The organism is Bradyrhizobium sp. USDA 4452 (assembly GCF_054063575.1).
On the sequence record NZ_JBSSGK010000001.1, the window covers coordinates 1,897,708 to 1,914,496 of the forward strand.

The window sequence follows — 16,789 nt, forward strand, 5'->3', positions numbered from 1 at the left end:
ATGACATTCTCTCTCGCATTCTCCGGAAGCTTCCCGTGAGTGGCAGGCAAAACAATTTCCTCGCTCAAGCGCTGCAACAAGGCGCAATGGCGTTACGAACGCAGCAATTCGCTCAGGCGGAGCAGATTGCAGTCAATATCCTGAAATCCAGCCGCACAGACAGGAACGCGGCGCTTCTGCTCGCCCATGCTTTGAGGGGACAGAAGCGGGAAGCCGAGGCGATTGCGCCGCTCGAGCGGGTTGCGCGCCGCGGCGACGATGGCGAGGTCGAGACGTTGCTTGGCGCATTGTTGTGCGGTGCGGGGCGGGCCACGGACGGCTTGGCACAGCTTCGGCGCACGGTTGCACGCCGCCCGCCATATCTCCCTTCATTTCAGGAACTCGCCGGGCAGCTTGCCAAGGCCGGTCAATACGACGAGGCGATCAGCACGGTCGAGGCCGGCCTCGCGCTGGCCCCTGACAGCGTCGATCTGAAGCTTGATCTCGGGCGGCTGCTGCATGATACCAATGACTTCGCGCGGGCTGCGCGTGTCCTGACCGCCGCGCGCGATGCTGCGCCGGGACGCCCCGACGTTCTCAACCAACTCGGGCGGGTCCTGATCCTGCACGGCGACTACACCGCGGCCGCCGATGCGTTCCGTCGCGTGCTTGCCCAGTACCCCGATGATCGCTCGACCCGCGCCTACCTTGCCACATCGCTATTCGAGCAGGGTGAGCGGGACGCTGCCGAAGCGGAGCTGCGTTCCGTCATTCGTGGTCAGCCCCAGCTTCTGGGACGCGCGGCGTTCGTCATGGCCGCGGGATCGCGTGGCCGCTTCTTCTTCGCGCAGAGCGACGCTGCGAAATTCCTCGGCGGGGAAGCAGGCTGAGCGGATTGAACGAAATCTCGTCGCGCCTCAGGCCCTGAATTTTCTGCGGTAGAGGTTGGGCTGGCGCTTGAGCTCACTCCGGAATTCACCGACGCGCTTGGCTTGTTCCGCGGTGAAGGAAGATGTCTCTGCGATCCAGTCGTCTCGTTTGACCGGAATGCATTGCGCGATGGGGGTCCCCTTCGGGAGGACACCTCGGAAATTCCGGTCGTGCCAGTATGCCGGGAAGTGCACCCAATTGTCGGTATAGAGGTCGGAATTGACCAGGCCGCTGAGTGTGGTGAACGGCAGGTCGAAGCGGTTGACGGGATGCGTGAAGTAGATCGCGTAGCCTTCGGGCGCCTCGACGGTCCACAGATTGTGGAATTTGAGAAAGAAGCGGCCCGCTTCGAACAATGGTGTGCCGCTGACCTGACCCGGATCGTGAAATCCGATCGGCGAACGCGGAAATTCGGGTGTGCCTCCCGGCGGCAGGTCGTGGTCCCAGGTGATTTCGCCATCCTCGACCTTGAGATCGCAGACCAGCGGCAGCAGGAACCCGCAGGTCATCGCGTCCACGAATGGCGGGCAGCGCTTGATGGTGTCCTCGTCGTGCAGGTTGATCGAAGAGAAGGCCGTCGCAGGCATGGCCTTGAGCCAGTCGGGAATGCCCTGCGCTGCCGGAATGGGCCGCGGTATCAGCCCCTCAAGCTCCGCCGGGCAGCGGAAATTGAGCGTCAGCCTGTTGGTGGTGGACATTGGGCGCTCCGATCTCCTGATGGACGACATCAATGCGTCGCAGCCATTAAAGCGTGTTTTCGCGAACAAGCGTGAACGTCTACGGTCGCTAGCAGACTAAGAAGTGGCTGGAGGACAGGGCCTTTTGTTGGCTCTGACACACACCAGCGGAACAACTATGGGCTTAAAAGTTCTTTGTCGGTTTATGGAATTCCGGGGGGAGAGCAAGCTTCAACGTCATAGAATCTCGTTATGCTGGAGCGTTCGTTTAACGAGCGTTAGATCAATTTGTAACTCGCCTTATCGACGCCTCCCTATGGGCAATTTCGAATCCTTGCGATAGCCCTTCATCGCGATAAACGGATCAGCCGAACTCTCTCGGCTCAGAGGTTAGGTTTCGCAGGATGATAGGTGAACGGATCCGCCGCCCATCCTCGGCCATGCCGTTGCAGCCAACCCATCGCCACTAACTTTCGGCACGTTGGATTGACGCGCTGTATGGAGGCTCCCTCCCCGAAGATGCGCTCAGCAAGTTGGCGCTCTGTGAGACCTGGCTGCTCGCGGATTATACGAACTATTTGTTGGGCTACCGTCATGGCAGGACAAACGTCCGCCGTGGATTGGTCTGCGTCAATGACCCAATTATGACGTCGCGCGAAAGAAAAATGGCTAGTGAGCAGTCACCACCGGGTAAAGCAAAAACCCCCGGCGTTTCCACCGGGGGCTCTGTTAGCTTGCAGTCAGATCAACCGGTATTACCAGTTGCGCTGAGCGCGGAGCAGCAGGGTAACCGTATTCTGGTCCTTCAGCTCGTAAAGAGCAGCAGGCTTGCCGATCGTGGCGCTGGGCGCCGAGACCGTACCAGCGTACTTCTGATCCAGGTGGGTGTAGGTCAGGTCTGCCGTGAAAGTCAGGTTCTTGACCGGGGTCCACTGGGTCTGGGTACCAATCTGCGCGATGTTGTAGTCGGGGTTGCAGGTGGTGATCGCGCCGCCCAGAGCATTGAGGGTGGTACGGACCGAGCCGCCCACGCCACCGACGCCGCAGAGCAGGGTCTTAGCCGTATCGTTGTAGGTGATGCCGGCATAAGCACCGTAGATCGAGGTGTTCCAGTAGGGGTTCCAGTTGTGCACGTATGCACCGCGGAAACCCCAGGTCGTGACCAGCTGCTGCCCGGTGTTCACGCCGCCGATGGCACCGAACACGCTGTCAGGAGCAATACCGAGACCAACGCTCTGGTACACGCCCGGCAGATTGGTTCCACCATAAATGGTGTTGGCACCAGCCGAACCAGCGAGGTCCTGAATGTTGTAGCGCGTCGCACCGTTGGTGTAGACGCCCTGCAAGTTGATGGTGTCGCCAGGTCCGGTCGGGATGTTCTTGATCGACAAGGCCAACTGACCAGCCCAGCCCCACTTGTCGTCCGGATGACCGGTCAACTCAGTGCCGCCGTAGTAGGCCGCGTGGTTGTCATGCGCCGCGAACGACGCCTGGAACAGACCCCAAGCCTGGTCGACGCGCAGCATCGCGACGAGGTCCGGCGAAATCGTGCCGGCGTAGTCGCTGGTGCCGTAAGCGCCACCCGCGAGGATGTTGTTCACGCCAGCCTGATAGTAGGCCGTCTGATCCTGAGCCGACAGAGACAGCGACACGCCGTTGCCGAACTGAGCGGTGTAGGTGAACTGGTTCACACCAGTGATCGTACCGCCGCCGCCGACGAGACCGTCGAAGTTGTTGCCCGGATAGTTGGCCCACGGAGCCGAGAACTGCGAGACCGCCTTACCCATGGTGAAGCCGGCGAACTGGATGAAGGCGTAGTAGACGCCGACGGTACCGGCGGCCACGTTGCCCGAACCAGCGTTGTTCGGCGCACCAACCGTACCGATCGGCGAGTAAACGGTCGCGCCGGTGCCCAGACCAGCGTAGGTGTCCGTCGTCCACGAGAACGTCGCATCGAAGAAGGTGCGGACGACGCCGTACTCGGTCGCGGTGCGCGTATCGATGTTCAGGTCTTCACGAGAGCGCCAGGTGTAGCCGTTGGTGAACCGGTTCTGTGCGCCGGCGGCACCCGAGGTGTTGCCGGTGTGGTCCGAGTTGGTGTTCGCCAGGACGTCGACGCGCAGGTAGCCGCCCAGCTTGATACAGGTATCGGTGCCCGGGATGTAATAGAAACCGGGACCATACAGGGAGCAAACCTTCACGTACTCGACCGCTTTGGCCTTGACGGGAAGATCGGCCGCCTGAGCTCCGCCGACCGCGACGAGAGCCGCCGCCGAGCCGAGGATAAGGCTCTTAACCATCTTCATGTTAAACCTCCAAGTTGCTCTTTCTCAGGGAAGGTTCCGGTTCCGCCGGGTAGCAACACCCTCAGGTTGGTTCCCTTTGTCCCTTAAATCCCCGCTCAGTCGCTTCGCGCCTTCGGACACACCCGCATGAACGCGAGGGACTTAAGCGAACCACCTAGAACGGGACGACCTTGGGATGCCCCCCTCCGTCGCAGTTCCATATGAGACAGAAGGCCCCCGATCACGCAACAAAAGACCGCTCGCGTTGAGGTAAGTTACGGCTGTTTTCGGGCAAATGTTGCACAAATATCACGGGCATTTGAACTGCGGTATTTCGTCAAGTCATTGAAATACAACGGAAATATTTGAGATACCGCTAGCGGGCACAAGTTTGGGCAACACCGGGCGGAACGATGTGCAAAACGCGTATTCCTACTGAGAAAGCGAAAATCGAAGCCCGCTCCGGCGCCGCTGATTCCGGCTCCGTGCACAATATTTGAGCTCAAAAATGCCGGTATCTGAACGACATAGCCCGCTCCAGATACCGTCGACTCACACCTGGAAGGGGGCATTCCGATTGCTCGGAGCAGGCTGGAAGACGGCGGACGGACCGCCTCGCATCTGCACTACCGGCGCTACATGTCACGGCGATGTCAGCGGACGGAATCAGTCGATTTGTTCTCTGCAGCCGCCGCGCGATGAAGTCCGTCGCTGAAAAGAGAGAGCACGAGCCGCGAAGCGGCGGCGTGATCGTTCGCGTCAGGGAATACCGACGATGAAGGCGTGGCCAGGAGTAACGTCGTACTCACTCGTCCAATATATCGAGCAGATCATCGATCCGCTCGAACGGCGGTTCGTTGGTCTTGCCTGAGTAAAAAACGCGATCGCCGTCGCGTTGTAATGATCGTGCTCTGGATTTCGGCAGCCGCCCCGGGAGGAACGTCGCTGCGACGGCCTCCGGCCCGACGTCGAGCCTCACGATACCTCGCCGCTTGCAATCAATCCTGAGCCTTGCCGCCGTGAAGAAATCCCTCCCGGCCGACGGCAGCTTGCCGAAACGGCGAGAGGTCTCTTCCTCCAGATCTTCCAGATCGTCTTCGCTCCGGCACCGCGCGACGCGGCCATAGATTTCGAGGCGCATCGATTCCGATTGCACGTAACTCCTGGGCAGCAGATCCGCGAGTGGAAGGTTGAGATCGGGCACCCAAAGATCCGCAGCCCGGTCGTTGGTCTTTTCCGAAGCCTGTTTCAGAAGGTGGCTGTAGAGCACCGGCCCGAATACCTGCACGTGGCCGGATTGCCGCTCGGAAAGCAGATCCCCCGCACCTCTGAGGTCCAGATCGCGCTCGCTGATCGCGAAACCGGCGCCTGGTTTGCTGAACTCCTCGAGAACGGCTAACCGCTTGCCCGATTGCTCCGAATTCGTTTCCGTCAGCATGTACGCGAAGGCGCGCGTGCCGCCGCGTCCCACCCGCCCCCTGAGTTGGTGGAGCTGCGCCAGACCAAACTTCTCCGGCCAACAGACCACGATGGTGTTCGCCCGGGGAATGTCGAGACCGCTTTCCACGATGTTGGTCGCGAGCAACACGTCGGCCTCGCCTTCGACGAAGCTCATCATTCGGTCGTCAAGCTCGTCGGCCGGCAGCCTGCCATGCAGGCAAACGATGCGCAGCTCCGGGGCCACCGCCTGCACGCGCGCCAGCAGCGGATCTAGGTCCTGGATGCGCGGACAGATCAGGAAACTCTGTCCGTGACGTCGCTGCTCGCGCAGCAGGGCGGCGGCAATAGCGGCATCCGAAAGCGGCGCAATCTTGGTCACGACCGGAAGCCGATGCACCGGCGGGGATGCGATCACGCTGAGGTCCCTGAATCCGGCGAGACCTGCCGCAAGCGTGCGCGGGATCGGCGTAGCACTCATCCAGAGCGTATGGACGCTCTTCGCCAGGCCCGAAAGCTTGGCCTTCTCCGCCGCCCCGAAGTGTTGCTCTTCGTCGACAATGACGAGGCTCAGCCTGGCGAATTTGACGTCCTTCGCGGTGATCGCCTGGGTGCCGACCACGACCTTCATCTTTCCGCTTCGCAGAGCTTGCTTCGTCTGCTTCATCTCCGCAGCCGACGTTGCGCGTGACAAGCTGCCGACGTCGATGCCGAGCGGCGCGAACCGTTTGCGGAACGTTGCGACGTGCTGTCTTGCCAGAACGGTCGTCGGCACGACGACGGCAACCTGCTTGCCTGACAGGGCAACCGCCGCCGCCGCGCGCAACGCAACCTCGGTCTTGCCAAACCCGACATCGCCGCAGACCACCCGGTCCATCGGATGACCCGATGCAAGATCATCCAGCACGTCCCGGATTGCCTTTGCCTGGTCGACTGTCGTGAAATACGGAAAGCGCGCGACGAACCGCTCGTATGCGGGACCGGGAGCGACCAGCTTGGGCGCGCGCCGGCGGCGGCGCTGCGCGATGTGTTTGGCAAGCGCCTTGGCGGCAAGCTGAATCTCCTGCTCCGCTTTGGTGCGTCGCGCCCACCACGTGCTTCCGTCCGCTTTGTCCAGTGTCAGTCTGCCGCGCTCGGCCGCATACGGCCAGATCAGCGCAAGGTCGGCGGGCGGAACGAGCACGGCGTCATCGCCGGCGAATGCCAGGCGGATCATCTCGCGCGATGATTCCTTCCCCAGGTCGTAGGTTTGCAAACCATCGAGCACGGCCAGCCCGCGCTGCAGATGAACGACGACCGCGCCGCGGTCCGGCACGTCGGGATGATCGAAAGCCGCACTCCAGGCTCTGGCCATCGGCTGCGGATGATGCGCGCGGCTGCCGAGCACGTCGGTCGCCGTCACGACGACAAGCGGCTTGCGGCCAGAACCGACGAAGCCGGTGTCGAAGTCAGCCAGCAATGCCGCTTCGCCGCTCCGCCCCTTCGCCGCCTCGCTCCAATCTGCGACGCGCTCCGCCTTGATCCCGCTCATGCGCTCCATCGCGCGCAGGTCGTCCTCCACCGCCGCAACAAACAGCAGCCGCGATCCGGCGCGCTGCGTGTCGGCGACGAATGCGCGGAGCGCTTTTCGCGACGAGGCCACCTTCGAGAAATCAGGCGTCGGAGTGAACGCCGCCTTGCGAGGCAGCGCAGTCATGCGCTTGGTCAGCCGCTTCCAGTCGGCGGGCGCAAAATACTCGCGGTCCGCCTCTCTGCGGCCGGCCGCCTCCTTGATCGTGCTCAGCCAGCTGTCGGCGTGACCTGCGACGCCCGCGTCAGCGATCCAGCGGGCGCGCTGACAATAATCCGGCAGCGCCGCCCGCTGGGCCCGCTTGCCTCCCAATGCGATCCGTTCCGACATCGGATCGATCAGCAGCTCCTCCGTATCGAAGACGACGTCGTGTTCGTTGGGATCCACCCCCGCGATCCTGCGGATCACGCCATTGGAATGCTCGATCCTGAACGGCCCAAGCGCGCCGGCAGGAAACACTTCGAACGTCATGCCGTGGAACAGGACGCTTCCGGGATAATCCGCCTCTTCGTCGAGATCGTATCCCAGAGCTTCCAGACGATCCTTGAGATCCTGCTCGGAATGGCGCGCACCGACCTTCAGGCTGATGCTGAGGCGGCCCCAGCTGGCGGGCAGCGGCAACCGCTCCATGATCGCCTCGGCCGTCGACACCAGGAAGACCGGCTTCCTGCTCTTCGCAAGACGCCGCAACACCGAGCTCCGCCGGCCGGCGATCTCGCGCGACGGCTCCAGCCCGTCGAACGGCAAGGTATTCAGCCTCGGAAACACCAGCACCTCGAGCGAAGGATCGAGCGAATGCAGCACGCTGCCGAGGCGCTCCGCCCTGTTCTCGCTGTCCGCAAGGAAGACGATGCCGTCACGCCCGGAGTTCTTCCACTGCTCGAGAAGATGCAGCGCCAGCATGCCGAGTGGCGAGGAGGATGAGATCCCGGAACGCGTCGATCCCTTGCTGTTCTTCTTCGCGCCAGCAGCCGCGCGGGCCTTCTTGGTCTTCGCCACGTCAAATCCATCGTTATTGCGCAAGTTCGATCGCCCGGTAACAAGCAGCCGAGGTCGATCGCGGACCGCCGGCGCCCCCCGACGCCCGCAGCCGGCGACCTCAATACAGTCTCGCACTCGCGTTGGATAGCGTCGGGTTCGGGATCAATTGCGGCGTTGGGGATGTCTCGCTCCGCGCCACCGTCCTTATTGTAACTCAACCCGCACATCGGATCAGGCCGCGCGGAGTGACGCCCGAATCGTCTTGCATGTGCCGTGAAGTTCATCTGAGCGAGATGGTAAGCCCGCCCAGATTTGCCGCAAATTCCAGTCCTGCTTTCGGCCCTTTGAGCGTAAGCAGAACACCGTGTTCATTTCGCATGCTCACGCCGCCGACACCGGCGGCCCACGCACCGCCTCCTCCGACCAGCGTATAGCTGCCGGCGAAATCGTTGACCTCCCTGATGCCTGAGGCAGTACCTTCCAGCCAGGTCACTGAGGCACCCGCGCTTACGCCGAGGCTGAAGCCGGACACGATGAACCGATAGTGACGGCCGCGGTAGATGAGCGTGCCGCTCCCTCCGCCGCCGCCCACGACGAGAGCTGCCTTCACGAACTTGACTTGGACATGACCGGTCGCCTGCGCCGAGCATGGCGTGACCAACGAGACCATCGCCACGAGCGCCAATACGACGGAGCGGATCATGCATCGCATCGCGGCAGCTCCTCCTCGTTCAAGGATTGGTAAGATCCACTTTCTTCCAGGTGTGATCCGGATCGAAAGCGATCATGCGCTTGGCGAGAAAATCGGTGCGTGGGCCGAGGTCCTTCTGGTAGACAATGCCTGCGTGGTTGACCAGGAACGTCATGACGCCGGAATTGCCGTACTCGGCGGGCCAGGCGACCAGTGCAAATCCACCGATCATCTTGCCCTTCACGACATAGTTCAGCGCACCGCCCGGAGCATCGGAGCCCTGGGCCTTCAGGATGCGATAGTAGTATCCGTGGTACGGCTCGGCCTGCTCGCCGACCTTGTAGCCTTCCGCCGCGGCCTGGGCCGCCAGCTCACCGAGCGGGCTCGGATCCTTGTCGTCGCGCCAGAACAATCCGTCGGTCTTGCCCGGCCTGCTGACGATGCGCTGGGCATAGGTGCCCACGCCCTCGCCGCGATCCTTCTCGGCATATTCATTCTGCGCGTCGACATAGGCGAGACAAGTCTGGATCGCCGCAAGCTCGTTGCGGCCGATCCTGCGGTAGAGGATTTCGCGACGTCCCGCAGCCGCGTCGAAACTCCAGCCGTCCTGATTGTTGACGAGGGGGATCGGGAACGGGAAATCGTCCGGCCCCAGTATCAGGGTGGCCTTCTTGTTGCCGTCGGCCTTGATCGAGTGCCTGGCGTCGTAGGCCGACAGGAAGCGCTCTCGCGCATTGGCGTCGGCGACATCGTCGCCGGACTCGATGATGTCGGCAGCATCGCGACCCAGCACCTTCAGCATGGCCCGGCTCGTACCGGCCTTGACGGCCGCTGCCAGCGCCGATGCCGCATCTTCCGGATTGGGGAAGCCTTGCTGGGCGCGAGCCGGAGCTAGCAGCAAGACGAATGCCGCTACCACCGTGATGCCGATCAAAGCCAGGCGATCCAATCGCAAGTACGAAGTGCCTGTCATCGTGAAGCCTCCGACGGAGATGGAATCTTGGCACCGGCGGCAAGCCAGTCGTGGTAGCTGCGGAATTTGAGCCCGAGCTTGTCGTAATAGACCCTGAGATAGCCGTCGGCGCCGCGTGTCACCGCCGCCGGCATTGCTTGCTCGACTTCCTGTGCCATCACGCCGACATAGGCTTTGCTGCTGCCGAGATAGCTGAAACGGTAATAGCCGAGGCCGTTGGCGAGATATCCAAGCAGCTCGATATCGTGCTTGAGCGCGATGTCGGAACGCCGTCCACCCCCGCCGCCACGGAAGCCACCACCTCCTCCACCGCCTCGGAAACCACCTCCGCCGCCACCGCGGCCGGCGAAGCTTGCGCCGCCGCCGCGCGGCATGCTGGCCATGCTCGATCGCCCGCGCGCCGACGCCGCCGCAGCTGCCCGTCCGGACGACACGTTCATGGCACCGCCGCGGTTCCCACCGCCGCCACGGTTTGCCGCAGCCGCGCGATTGCCCGTATTGCCTCGGTTGGCGGCCTTTGCGCGATCGCCACCGCCCTTGTTGCTGGTCCCCCTGCGGTCGCCACCCTTGGCACGATCGGTTGCACCGGCACGGTCGCCACCCTTGGCACGATCGGTTGCACCGGCACGGTCGCCACCCTTGGCACGGTCTCCGCCGCGATCACCACCGCGGTCTCCCGCCCGGTCGCCTGCGCGGTCCGCGCCTTGCCGATCGCCGCCGGGGTTGAGGACCTGCTGACCGTCGCGGCCGCGGTAGTTCATCCGGTCGCTGACACCGGCCCGGTTGGTGTTGCCGCCGAAGCGCTGCTGCACACTGCTGTTGTTGTAGCGAACGCCCTGGCGATGCGCGGAATTGTGCTGCCAGCCATTTGCGATGTTGGCGGTCCGGTGATTGACATAGACGTTGCGATTGCCCCAGTTGCAGCCGCCGCCCCAGTAATTGCCCCAGCGTCCGATCGCCCATCCTGTGCCGAAGGCCAGGCCTGCCGCGATGACACCGGCACCGATATAGGACGGATAGCCGAAATAGTACGGCGGGTATTCAGCGTAAGGCCAGGTGCCGTAGACAGTGGCGGGATCGTAATACGGCACGTAGACCGTGTCCGGATCGGTCTGCTCGATAACGATGACCTGTTTGTTCTCCTGGGTCTGGACGCTGACCTTCTGCTGCTTGGTTGTCACTAGCTTGTTGTTCGCCTGCGCCTTGCTGCGCAGGCGCTGGATCGCGTCCATCACGTCGGCCTGCTGGGCCAGCACCGCATCGCTGAGATTCTTCGTCCAGTCGATCTTGTCGCTCATCATCGCGAGCACGTCGGCGGTGCTCGCAAGCGCCTTGACGCTGTCATCCCAAGCTTGCTTCTCGACCTCGGCCTTCAGCGCGTCGCCTTTCAGGCTCTTGCGCTCCTTCAGCCAGCGATCGGCCTGCACCACCTCCAGCGGATAGGTCGAAGCCGCCAATACGTTGGCGAGCAGCGAGTCCGGATAGAGCGCGATCGGCGCCACCAGTGCTTCTAGCTGCTCGGGCTTCAGCAACTGATCAGCCGGCTGCGCCGCTGCCGCGGTCGGCTGGCTGGCCTGGACCGGCGGCTTGTCAGCGGTTTGCGCGACTACCGCAACTGATGTCACCGACACCAGCGCAACCGCAAGCAGGGTCTTGCCCCAACGGAACATGGCCACCTCCATCGACACGACGGTCGACAGCATCGGGCACGGCCACGTCCGCCCCTTGATCGAGATCAAGGAAAGCGCCAGCTCGCTCAGCTTCCGACCTGGTCCGCTTGCCGCAACGCAAGATGGGCACGGCGATCGTGGATCAGACTTTCGAGCCGATGGGCCGCAACGTTCACCGCGGTGACGGCACGCTCGCCCTTGTCGTCCCCGACCGGCCGGCTGCGCTGCATCCGCAGCACCTGGTCGATTTCCCGCTCGATCTCTTCCAGTTCCGGCACATGCTCGGCCGCCCGGATCCGAGGTCCCAGCGCATAAAGCATGTCGAGCGCTTCCTTGCGGCTCGGGGTCTCGGCCGGCCGGAGAAATTTCCAGGCGGCGGCAAGCACCGATGCAAGGCCCCCAGCGATCATCGGCGCCAGGAAAATCGCATTTCCCCATTGATCGAGAAAGCTCTCCCGGGTCCCTTCGTAGAACGCGGCAGCGCCTGGATGTACGGGGATGTAGGCGTCCGCGTCGGTGTCGGGCGTCACGATCTGCGCCAGCCCGGGCAATTCAGCAAGCAGATCGTGCCGTGCGGTCATGATCGACTGAGTCAGGTCGCCGATCAGGTCGTTGCCGAGCGTCTTCTGCGCCACCAGGTAGAATGAGGTCCGCAGTGTCGTCAGGTCATCGGGAGGAATTGGCGGCGAGCCCCGCAATGTTCCCTTTGGCACGTCAAAGCTTTCGTAGGCGCGCTCCTTTTCTGCAATCGCGCCCGCGGACTCGATGGCAATCATCACGGGGCCGGTTCGCGATGTGTGCGGGACAACGCCCCGCAGGAGGGACAGATATTTCTCGGTCAGAGGAATCACGAGCAGGATGGCGCGGACTTCCTTAGTTTCCAGCGCCCGGCGCGCGTCCGAGGGCAGAAGCGGCTTGAACGTCACGCCTGCGCGCGCAAGATCGTATTCGCCCGACAACACCTTGATCAGCTTCTGATTGGTGTCGACCCCGATCACGCCGAGCGTGGTGCGCTTCAGCTCCGTCACGTCAGATATCGAAACCCCGGGCGGAGCAACGATCAGCACGGCGGCATGGGCCAGCACGGTCACGGCCTGGGCCTGTGACAGGTCGCCGACATCGCCACGCACCACCGCGAGATCAACCTTTCCGGACGCGAACGCAGCGGCAGACTCGAGCGGCCCCGTGGTCTGGACCAGGCGAAGCCGGACCGTGGCCTTCGACTCCGTGAGCTTGCCGGCGATCGCCGAAACGAGCTTGTTCGCCTCGCCATCGAGCGAACCGACCGCCACCGTGAGCGTTGTCGGCCGAAGATACCAGCGATAGGCCAACAAAGTGGCCCCCGCGAGCATCAGCACGAGCCCGGCGACCAGGGCGATGCGCAACGACCTTGGCAAATTGCTCGGATCCACGGCGCGCTACTCGGTCAATCCGGTGATCGGATTTTGCTTCACAACGCTCAATATATCGAGCCGCGGAATTTGGTCAAAGGCTGCATGCCGCTAGAGCTTGCAGCGATAATAGGAGACCTGCATCCCCTCGATACCCGGAAACTCGCGCGTGATGGTGTCGTCGTCGACGACCTTGAGGAAGAACTGCACGTTGGACACCATGATCCCCGAAGCGCAACCCACGATGATATTGATGTCCTTGCCGTCATCTTTGCGCGATTTGATCTTGCAGTTCTCGAACTTGCCCCTCAGGCGATCGGCCTCTGCGATGAAGCCGCCGCCATAGACCCCGGAGAAATTCGTGAACGTGACCTGGTTTGCCCTGCCCTTGCGGGCGAACACCTTGCCGCATTGGTTCGCGCTCGTGGCCCAAGCGCCGGCGAGATCGAACGCGAGCGCATGATCCGGCAATGCGAAGATCATGCCCGTCACCACGATTGCGCGAAGCTTGCCATCCGGCTTCATCTGCTGTCTCCCTGTTCGCGCCCGTCAGTGGCCACTGAGCACCAGCGTCTTGATCGGTAGCAGCAGAGCCTGGATCCGAAGCAGCAATGCATGAACGAGGGCCGTCGCATCGACGGCGTGCAGGGCGAAGCCCTTCAACGCGCCGGTTTTCGGATCGGCGATCTGGTCATGGTTGCTCGTGTAGGCATTGACGATGCAGGTGCTGCCTGGTGTCACGCCGTCAAGGCCGTTTTTATAGAGCGGCTCGAGGAATACGAGGATCGAACCTGGTTGTTGCAGGTTCTGCGGGTCGATCAACAGCTCGCTGGCGCGAAACTGGCCGGCGGCGATGAAATCCTGAACGCTGGTGACAACCAGAGGAATGATCACCCAGGGTTTCGACATGCAGGCGGCTTCCGCGATCATGCCGGGCTTCATCACCTGGGCCTCGATCTGCCCGAATCCTGCCTGTAACTTGTTGCGGCCCGCCTCGTTCGGTATCATGATTCCGGCCGGCCGCATGATCTGGGCGACGAGGTCGCCGGGGCGAACCAGGAATTGTTCGACACGGCCATCGACGCCGGCACGGACGAAGGTCTTGTCGAGGTCCACTTGCGCCTGCGCGCGCGCGGCCTCGGCGCTCGCCTTCTCGGCCGGCAACAACGTGGAGACGCGCAACGCCGCCGATTCCTTGACGGCATTGGCCGCGTCGACGCCGGATTGCCGCTGGTCAACCAGCACCTGCAGCTTTTCGATGTCCCGTTGCGGCACGATGCCCGGATTGCGGCGCTGCAAGTCGCTCTTCACGTCCAGTTCATCCTTGGCTTGCTGCAAGGATGCTTTCGCCTCCCCGATCTGAGCATCCGCCTTGACGACGTCGGCCTGCGCCGAGACCAGCGACGCATCGACTTCGGCGACCTTTCGCTTGGCTGTCTCGAGCGCAGCCTCTTGCTTCGAACTATCGAGCCGGAACAGGACGTCGCCCTTCTTCACCGGCGCGGTGAAGTCGACATTGACCTCGACGACCCGGCCGGAACCTTCGGGCAGGATCGGCACGGTCCTGAAGTAGATCGCCGCGGAGGTTGTCGATGGATGGAAGTAGAAGATCATCGTGATCAGCGAGATCGTAAGCATCAGGCAGCCGGTGATCCCCCATCTCAGTTCGTACCAGACGGAAAAGAACGTGATCTCCTTGCCGAACCGCTTGCCTTGCCGATAGCGGCGGTAGAGGTAATCCGGCAGGATCGTCACCAGCGAGCAGATCATGAGCTCAAGCATGGTCGTGCACCTCCTGCTTCGAGGGCGTCCGGGCGTCGGGGCTGCTGTCAGATGCGGCTTCGGATTCCGGTTCGGCAGCGGGCGCGCCCGGCGTGGCATCAGCGATGCGCTCGACGGAGCCGGCAATGCTGCGGATCGGCGTGCCGAAATCCGGCAGGTCGATGAGTGCCAGCAGCAGGCCGGCGATCCAGAAGATATGCATGTGGGTGAAAAGCGATATCAGGCCGAGGACGGCGACGAATTCAAACTGAAGCTTCTGGCTTTTGTGCGCCATGCGTTCCGGCAGGCTGTGCAGTTTCCAGTAGAGCGTGCCGACCCACAGGACAGTCGCTACAAGGAAGATGCCCATCACCACCATCAGGGTATCCGACCCGTCGGCGCCGGGAATGAAGAACGGCAGATGATGCGGGGCTGCCGGATGGATTTGTTCGTTCAAGCCAAGTCTCCCGGTTGCAACATAACCGCAGGCAAATCTTGATCGACACTGCTGATCATCCTACCGCGCTTGCTTGATCTGGATCAAGGAAGCTGGTCGGCTCGCCCCTACCGTTCGCAGGCACGGTGGAAGATCGGGCCCAGGAGACCCCAGCCATGCGAGAGAAAATCGATGACCTGATCCCGAACGCGCACGAGATCCAGAAGCAGGCAGCGCTTAAGGAAACGGAAAAGGCAGAGGAGCATGCCAAGCGCGCGGCGGCTGTTGAGGCCGAGAAGCGCGCCCTGATCGAGCGGTTGAGCAAGCCGTCCGGCCTCAGCGAGGACGAGAAGGTCAAGCTGGCCTCGACCGTGATTCAGCGCGCGGTGCGCAACGGACTGACTGAAGTGCAGGTCTATCGCTTCCCCAACACGCTGTGCACCGACAACGGGCGGGCCATCAATCAGATGGAGGCTGGCTGGGAGAAGACGCTGACGGGCATTCCCAAGGAAATATACCAGCTCTGGGCGGACTATCTGCAGCCGCGTGGCTACCGCATCCGCTACCAGGTCGTCGACTACCCCGGTGGCATGCCCGGCGACATCGGCATCGTCATTGCCTGGGGCTAAGAGTTCAAACGACGGACGGGTATCGATGGCGAAAGACAAGTCCGCAGAGAAGATGAAGCGCAAGGATTATGAGGAAGAGCTGCAAAAGCTGCAGGTCAAGCTCTGCCATCTGCAAGAATGGGTGCAGACTCACAAGCTCAGGGTCATCATCCTGTTCGAGGGACGCGATGCGGCCGGCAAGGGCGGAACCATCAAGGCCCTGACCGAGAAGGTCAGCCCGCGCGTGTTTCGCGTGGTGGCCCTCCCGGCACCATCTGACCGTGAAAAGACCCAGCTCTTTCTCCAGCGCTACATGCAGCAATTTCCGGCTGCCGGCGAGATCGTGATCTTCGATCGTAGCTGGTACAATCGCGCAGGCGTCGAATACGTGATGGGATTCTGCACGCCGGCGGAGCACAAGCGCTTCCTCTCGCTTTGCCCGCAGATGGAGCAGTACATCATCGAGGGCGGCATCATCCTGATCAAGCTGTGGCTCGAGGTCGGGATGGACGAGCAGGAACGCCGCTTCAGGGCCCGGATCGACGATCCGCTGCGGCAATGGAAGCTGAGCCCGATGGACACGGAATCCTACCGGCGCTGGTACGATTATTCCCGGGCACGCGATCTGATGTTCAAGGCGACGAGCTCGAAGCACGCGCCCTGGCACATCATCCGCTCCGACGACAAGCGGCGGGCGCGGCTGAACTGCATCTCGTTTCTGCTGAAGACAATTCCGCACGGACGGATCAAACGCGACAAAGTCAAGCTGCCCAGACGCTCCAACAAGGGTCGCTACAACGATCAAGCCGGTCTGCGCGGGATGAAGTTCGTCGAAGAACGCTATTGAAAGACGAGGCCGCGCAGGGCGCGGCCTAGTCTTTCAGACCTATTTCAAGCGGATGGAAACGCCGCCCACCGCGGCCGATACCTCGGCACCCACCTTGGGCCCGCTAAGCTGCAAGATCACGCCATTGGCATTCTGCAACTGCACGCCGCCGGCACCCGCGGCGATCGCCCCGCCGGCGCCTGCCGCGCTGTAGGAGCCTTCGATCGACGCGGGGCCTCTGAGGTTGAAGGCGCGACCGACAAGCTTGGTGGTCGAGGCGCCGATCGTGAAGCCGACGCTCATGCCCGATACCGTGAACGGATAGTGCTTGCCGCGCAGGGTCAAGACGCCCTCGCCACCTCCGACACCGACGATGAAGCCACCCTTGGTGAAGATGACGGCGACCGAGCCGGTTTCGGCCAGCGACGGTGTGCTGAAGCCGGCCAATCCCAACAACAGTGCAGCAAGAGCTCCGATCAAACCCACTTTCCTCATAGTGTCCCTCCGGTTGCGTTACGACCTGTTGCGCAAGGATCATCGCCGCAAGAATGCGAAGGCGCCTTGCGGGATATCT

Annotated in this window: 15 protein-coding genes; 4 read left to right on the forward strand and 11 right to left on the reverse strand. The window is 62.5% G+C overall.

All coding sequences use genetic code 11. From position 1 onward, the window contains the following. The first annotated feature begins 86 nt into the window (after positions 1-86). Entirely contained in the window at positions 87-869 is a 783-nt protein-coding gene (locus tag ACVISU_RS09035; protein WP_050404201.1) for a tetratricopeptide repeat protein, read from the forward strand. Between the two features lie 27 nt (positions 870-896). Here ACVISU_RS09035 and ACVISU_RS09040 read toward each other — a convergent pair whose 3' ends face one another. The 3 genes from ACVISU_RS09040 to ACVISU_RS09050 form a co-directional block, all read right to left on the reverse strand. Beyond that, the gene (locus tag ACVISU_RS09040; RefSeq protein WP_456706699.1) at positions 897-1,607 is read right to left on the reverse strand and encodes a hypothetical protein; all 711 of its coding nucleotides are present in this window, start codon (positions 1,605-1,607) and stop codon (positions 897-899) included. A 734-nt stretch (positions 1,608-2,341) separates the two neighbouring features. Further along, positions 2,342-3,892, reverse strand: coding sequence for a porin (locus ACVISU_RS09045; RefSeq protein ID WP_456706700.1), 1,551 nt, complete (start codon positions 3,890-3,892; stop codon positions 2,342-2,344). Between the two features lie 784 nt (positions 3,893-4,676). Beyond that, positions 4,677-7,529, reverse strand: coding sequence for a DEAD/DEAH box helicase (locus tag ACVISU_RS09050; RefSeq protein WP_456706701.1), 2,853 nt, complete (start codon positions 7,527-7,529; stop codon positions 4,677-4,679). Between the two features lie 144 nt (positions 7,530-7,673). On the opposite strand from ACVISU_RS09050, the gene ACVISU_RS09055 reads away from it, so the two are divergent. Further along, on the forward strand, positions 7,674-7,802 hold the full coding sequence (locus ACVISU_RS09055; protein WP_456706702.1) for a hypothetical protein: 129 nt from the start codon (positions 7,674-7,676) through the stop codon (positions 7,800-7,802). A 337-nt stretch (positions 7,803-8,139) separates the two neighbouring features. Here the strand turns inward: ACVISU_RS09055 and ACVISU_RS09060 are convergent, their stop codons facing one another. The 7 genes from ACVISU_RS09060 to ACVISU_RS09090 all read right to left on the reverse strand — a co-directional run bounded on the left by ACVISU_RS09060 (position 8,140) and on the right by ACVISU_RS09090 (position 14,802). Next, complete coding sequence (locus ACVISU_RS09060) at positions 8,140-8,562, reverse strand: hypothetical protein (RefSeq protein ID WP_456706703.1); 423 nt, start codon at positions 8,560-8,562, stop codon at positions 8,140-8,142. Positions 8,563-8,590: 28 nt separating this feature from the next. Beyond that, a complete protein-coding gene (locus tag ACVISU_RS09065; protein WP_050404198.1) occupies positions 8,591-9,523 on the reverse strand; it encodes a DUF2950 domain-containing protein in 933 nt (310 codons plus the stop codon). Next, positions 9,520-11,193 carry a DUF3300 domain-containing protein gene (locus tag ACVISU_RS09070; protein WP_456706704.1) on the reverse strand — a complete coding sequence of 558 codons (1,674 nt, stop codon included), beginning with the start codon at positions 11,191-11,193 and terminating at the stop codon, positions 9,520-9,522. The genes ACVISU_RS09065 and ACVISU_RS09070 overlap by 4 nt, the downstream gene beginning before the upstream one ends. An 86-nt stretch (positions 11,194-11,279) precedes the next feature. Further along, positions 11,280-12,545: a TAXI family TRAP transporter solute-binding subunit gene (locus ACVISU_RS09075; RefSeq protein ID WP_456710783.1), complete on the reverse strand. Its 1,266-nt coding sequence runs from the start codon at positions 12,543-12,545 to the stop codon at positions 11,280-11,282. A 150-nt stretch (positions 12,546-12,695) separates the two neighbouring features. Then, positions 12,696-13,109, reverse strand: a complete 414-nt coding sequence (locus ACVISU_RS09080) for a hypothetical protein (RefSeq protein WP_456706705.1) — start codon at positions 13,107-13,109, stop codon at positions 12,696-12,698. 24 nt (positions 13,110-13,133) lie between these two features. Next, the gene (locus tag ACVISU_RS09085; protein ID WP_456706706.1) at positions 13,134-14,366 is read right to left on the reverse strand and encodes an HlyD family secretion protein; all 1,233 of its coding nucleotides are present in this window, start codon (positions 14,364-14,366) and stop codon (positions 13,134-13,136) included. Further along, entirely contained in the window at positions 14,359-14,802 is a 444-nt protein-coding gene (locus tag ACVISU_RS09090) for a hypothetical protein (RefSeq protein ID WP_456706707.1), read from the reverse strand. Before ACVISU_RS09090 ends, ACVISU_RS09085 begins: the two co-directional genes overlap by 8 nt. 155 nt (positions 14,803-14,957) lie before the next feature. Here ACVISU_RS09090 and ACVISU_RS09095 point away from each other — a divergent pair, with 155 nt between their 5' ends. Further along, complete coding sequence (locus ACVISU_RS09095) at positions 14,958-15,410, forward strand: hypothetical protein (RefSeq protein ID WP_456706708.1); 453 nt, start codon at positions 14,958-14,960, stop codon at positions 15,408-15,410. A 25-nt stretch (positions 15,411-15,435) separates the two neighbouring features. After that, positions 15,436-16,236, forward strand: a complete 801-nt coding sequence (ppk2, locus tag ACVISU_RS09100) for a polyphosphate kinase 2 (RefSeq protein WP_050404193.1) — start codon at positions 15,436-15,438, stop codon at positions 16,234-16,236. A gap of 39 nt (positions 16,237-16,275) precedes the next feature. Here ppk2 and ACVISU_RS09105 read toward each other — a convergent pair whose 3' ends face one another. Then, a complete protein-coding gene (locus ACVISU_RS09105) occupies positions 16,276-16,710 on the reverse strand; it encodes a hypothetical protein (RefSeq protein ID WP_456706709.1) in 435 nt (144 codons plus the stop codon). Positions 16,711-16,789: the final 79 nt, after the last annotated feature.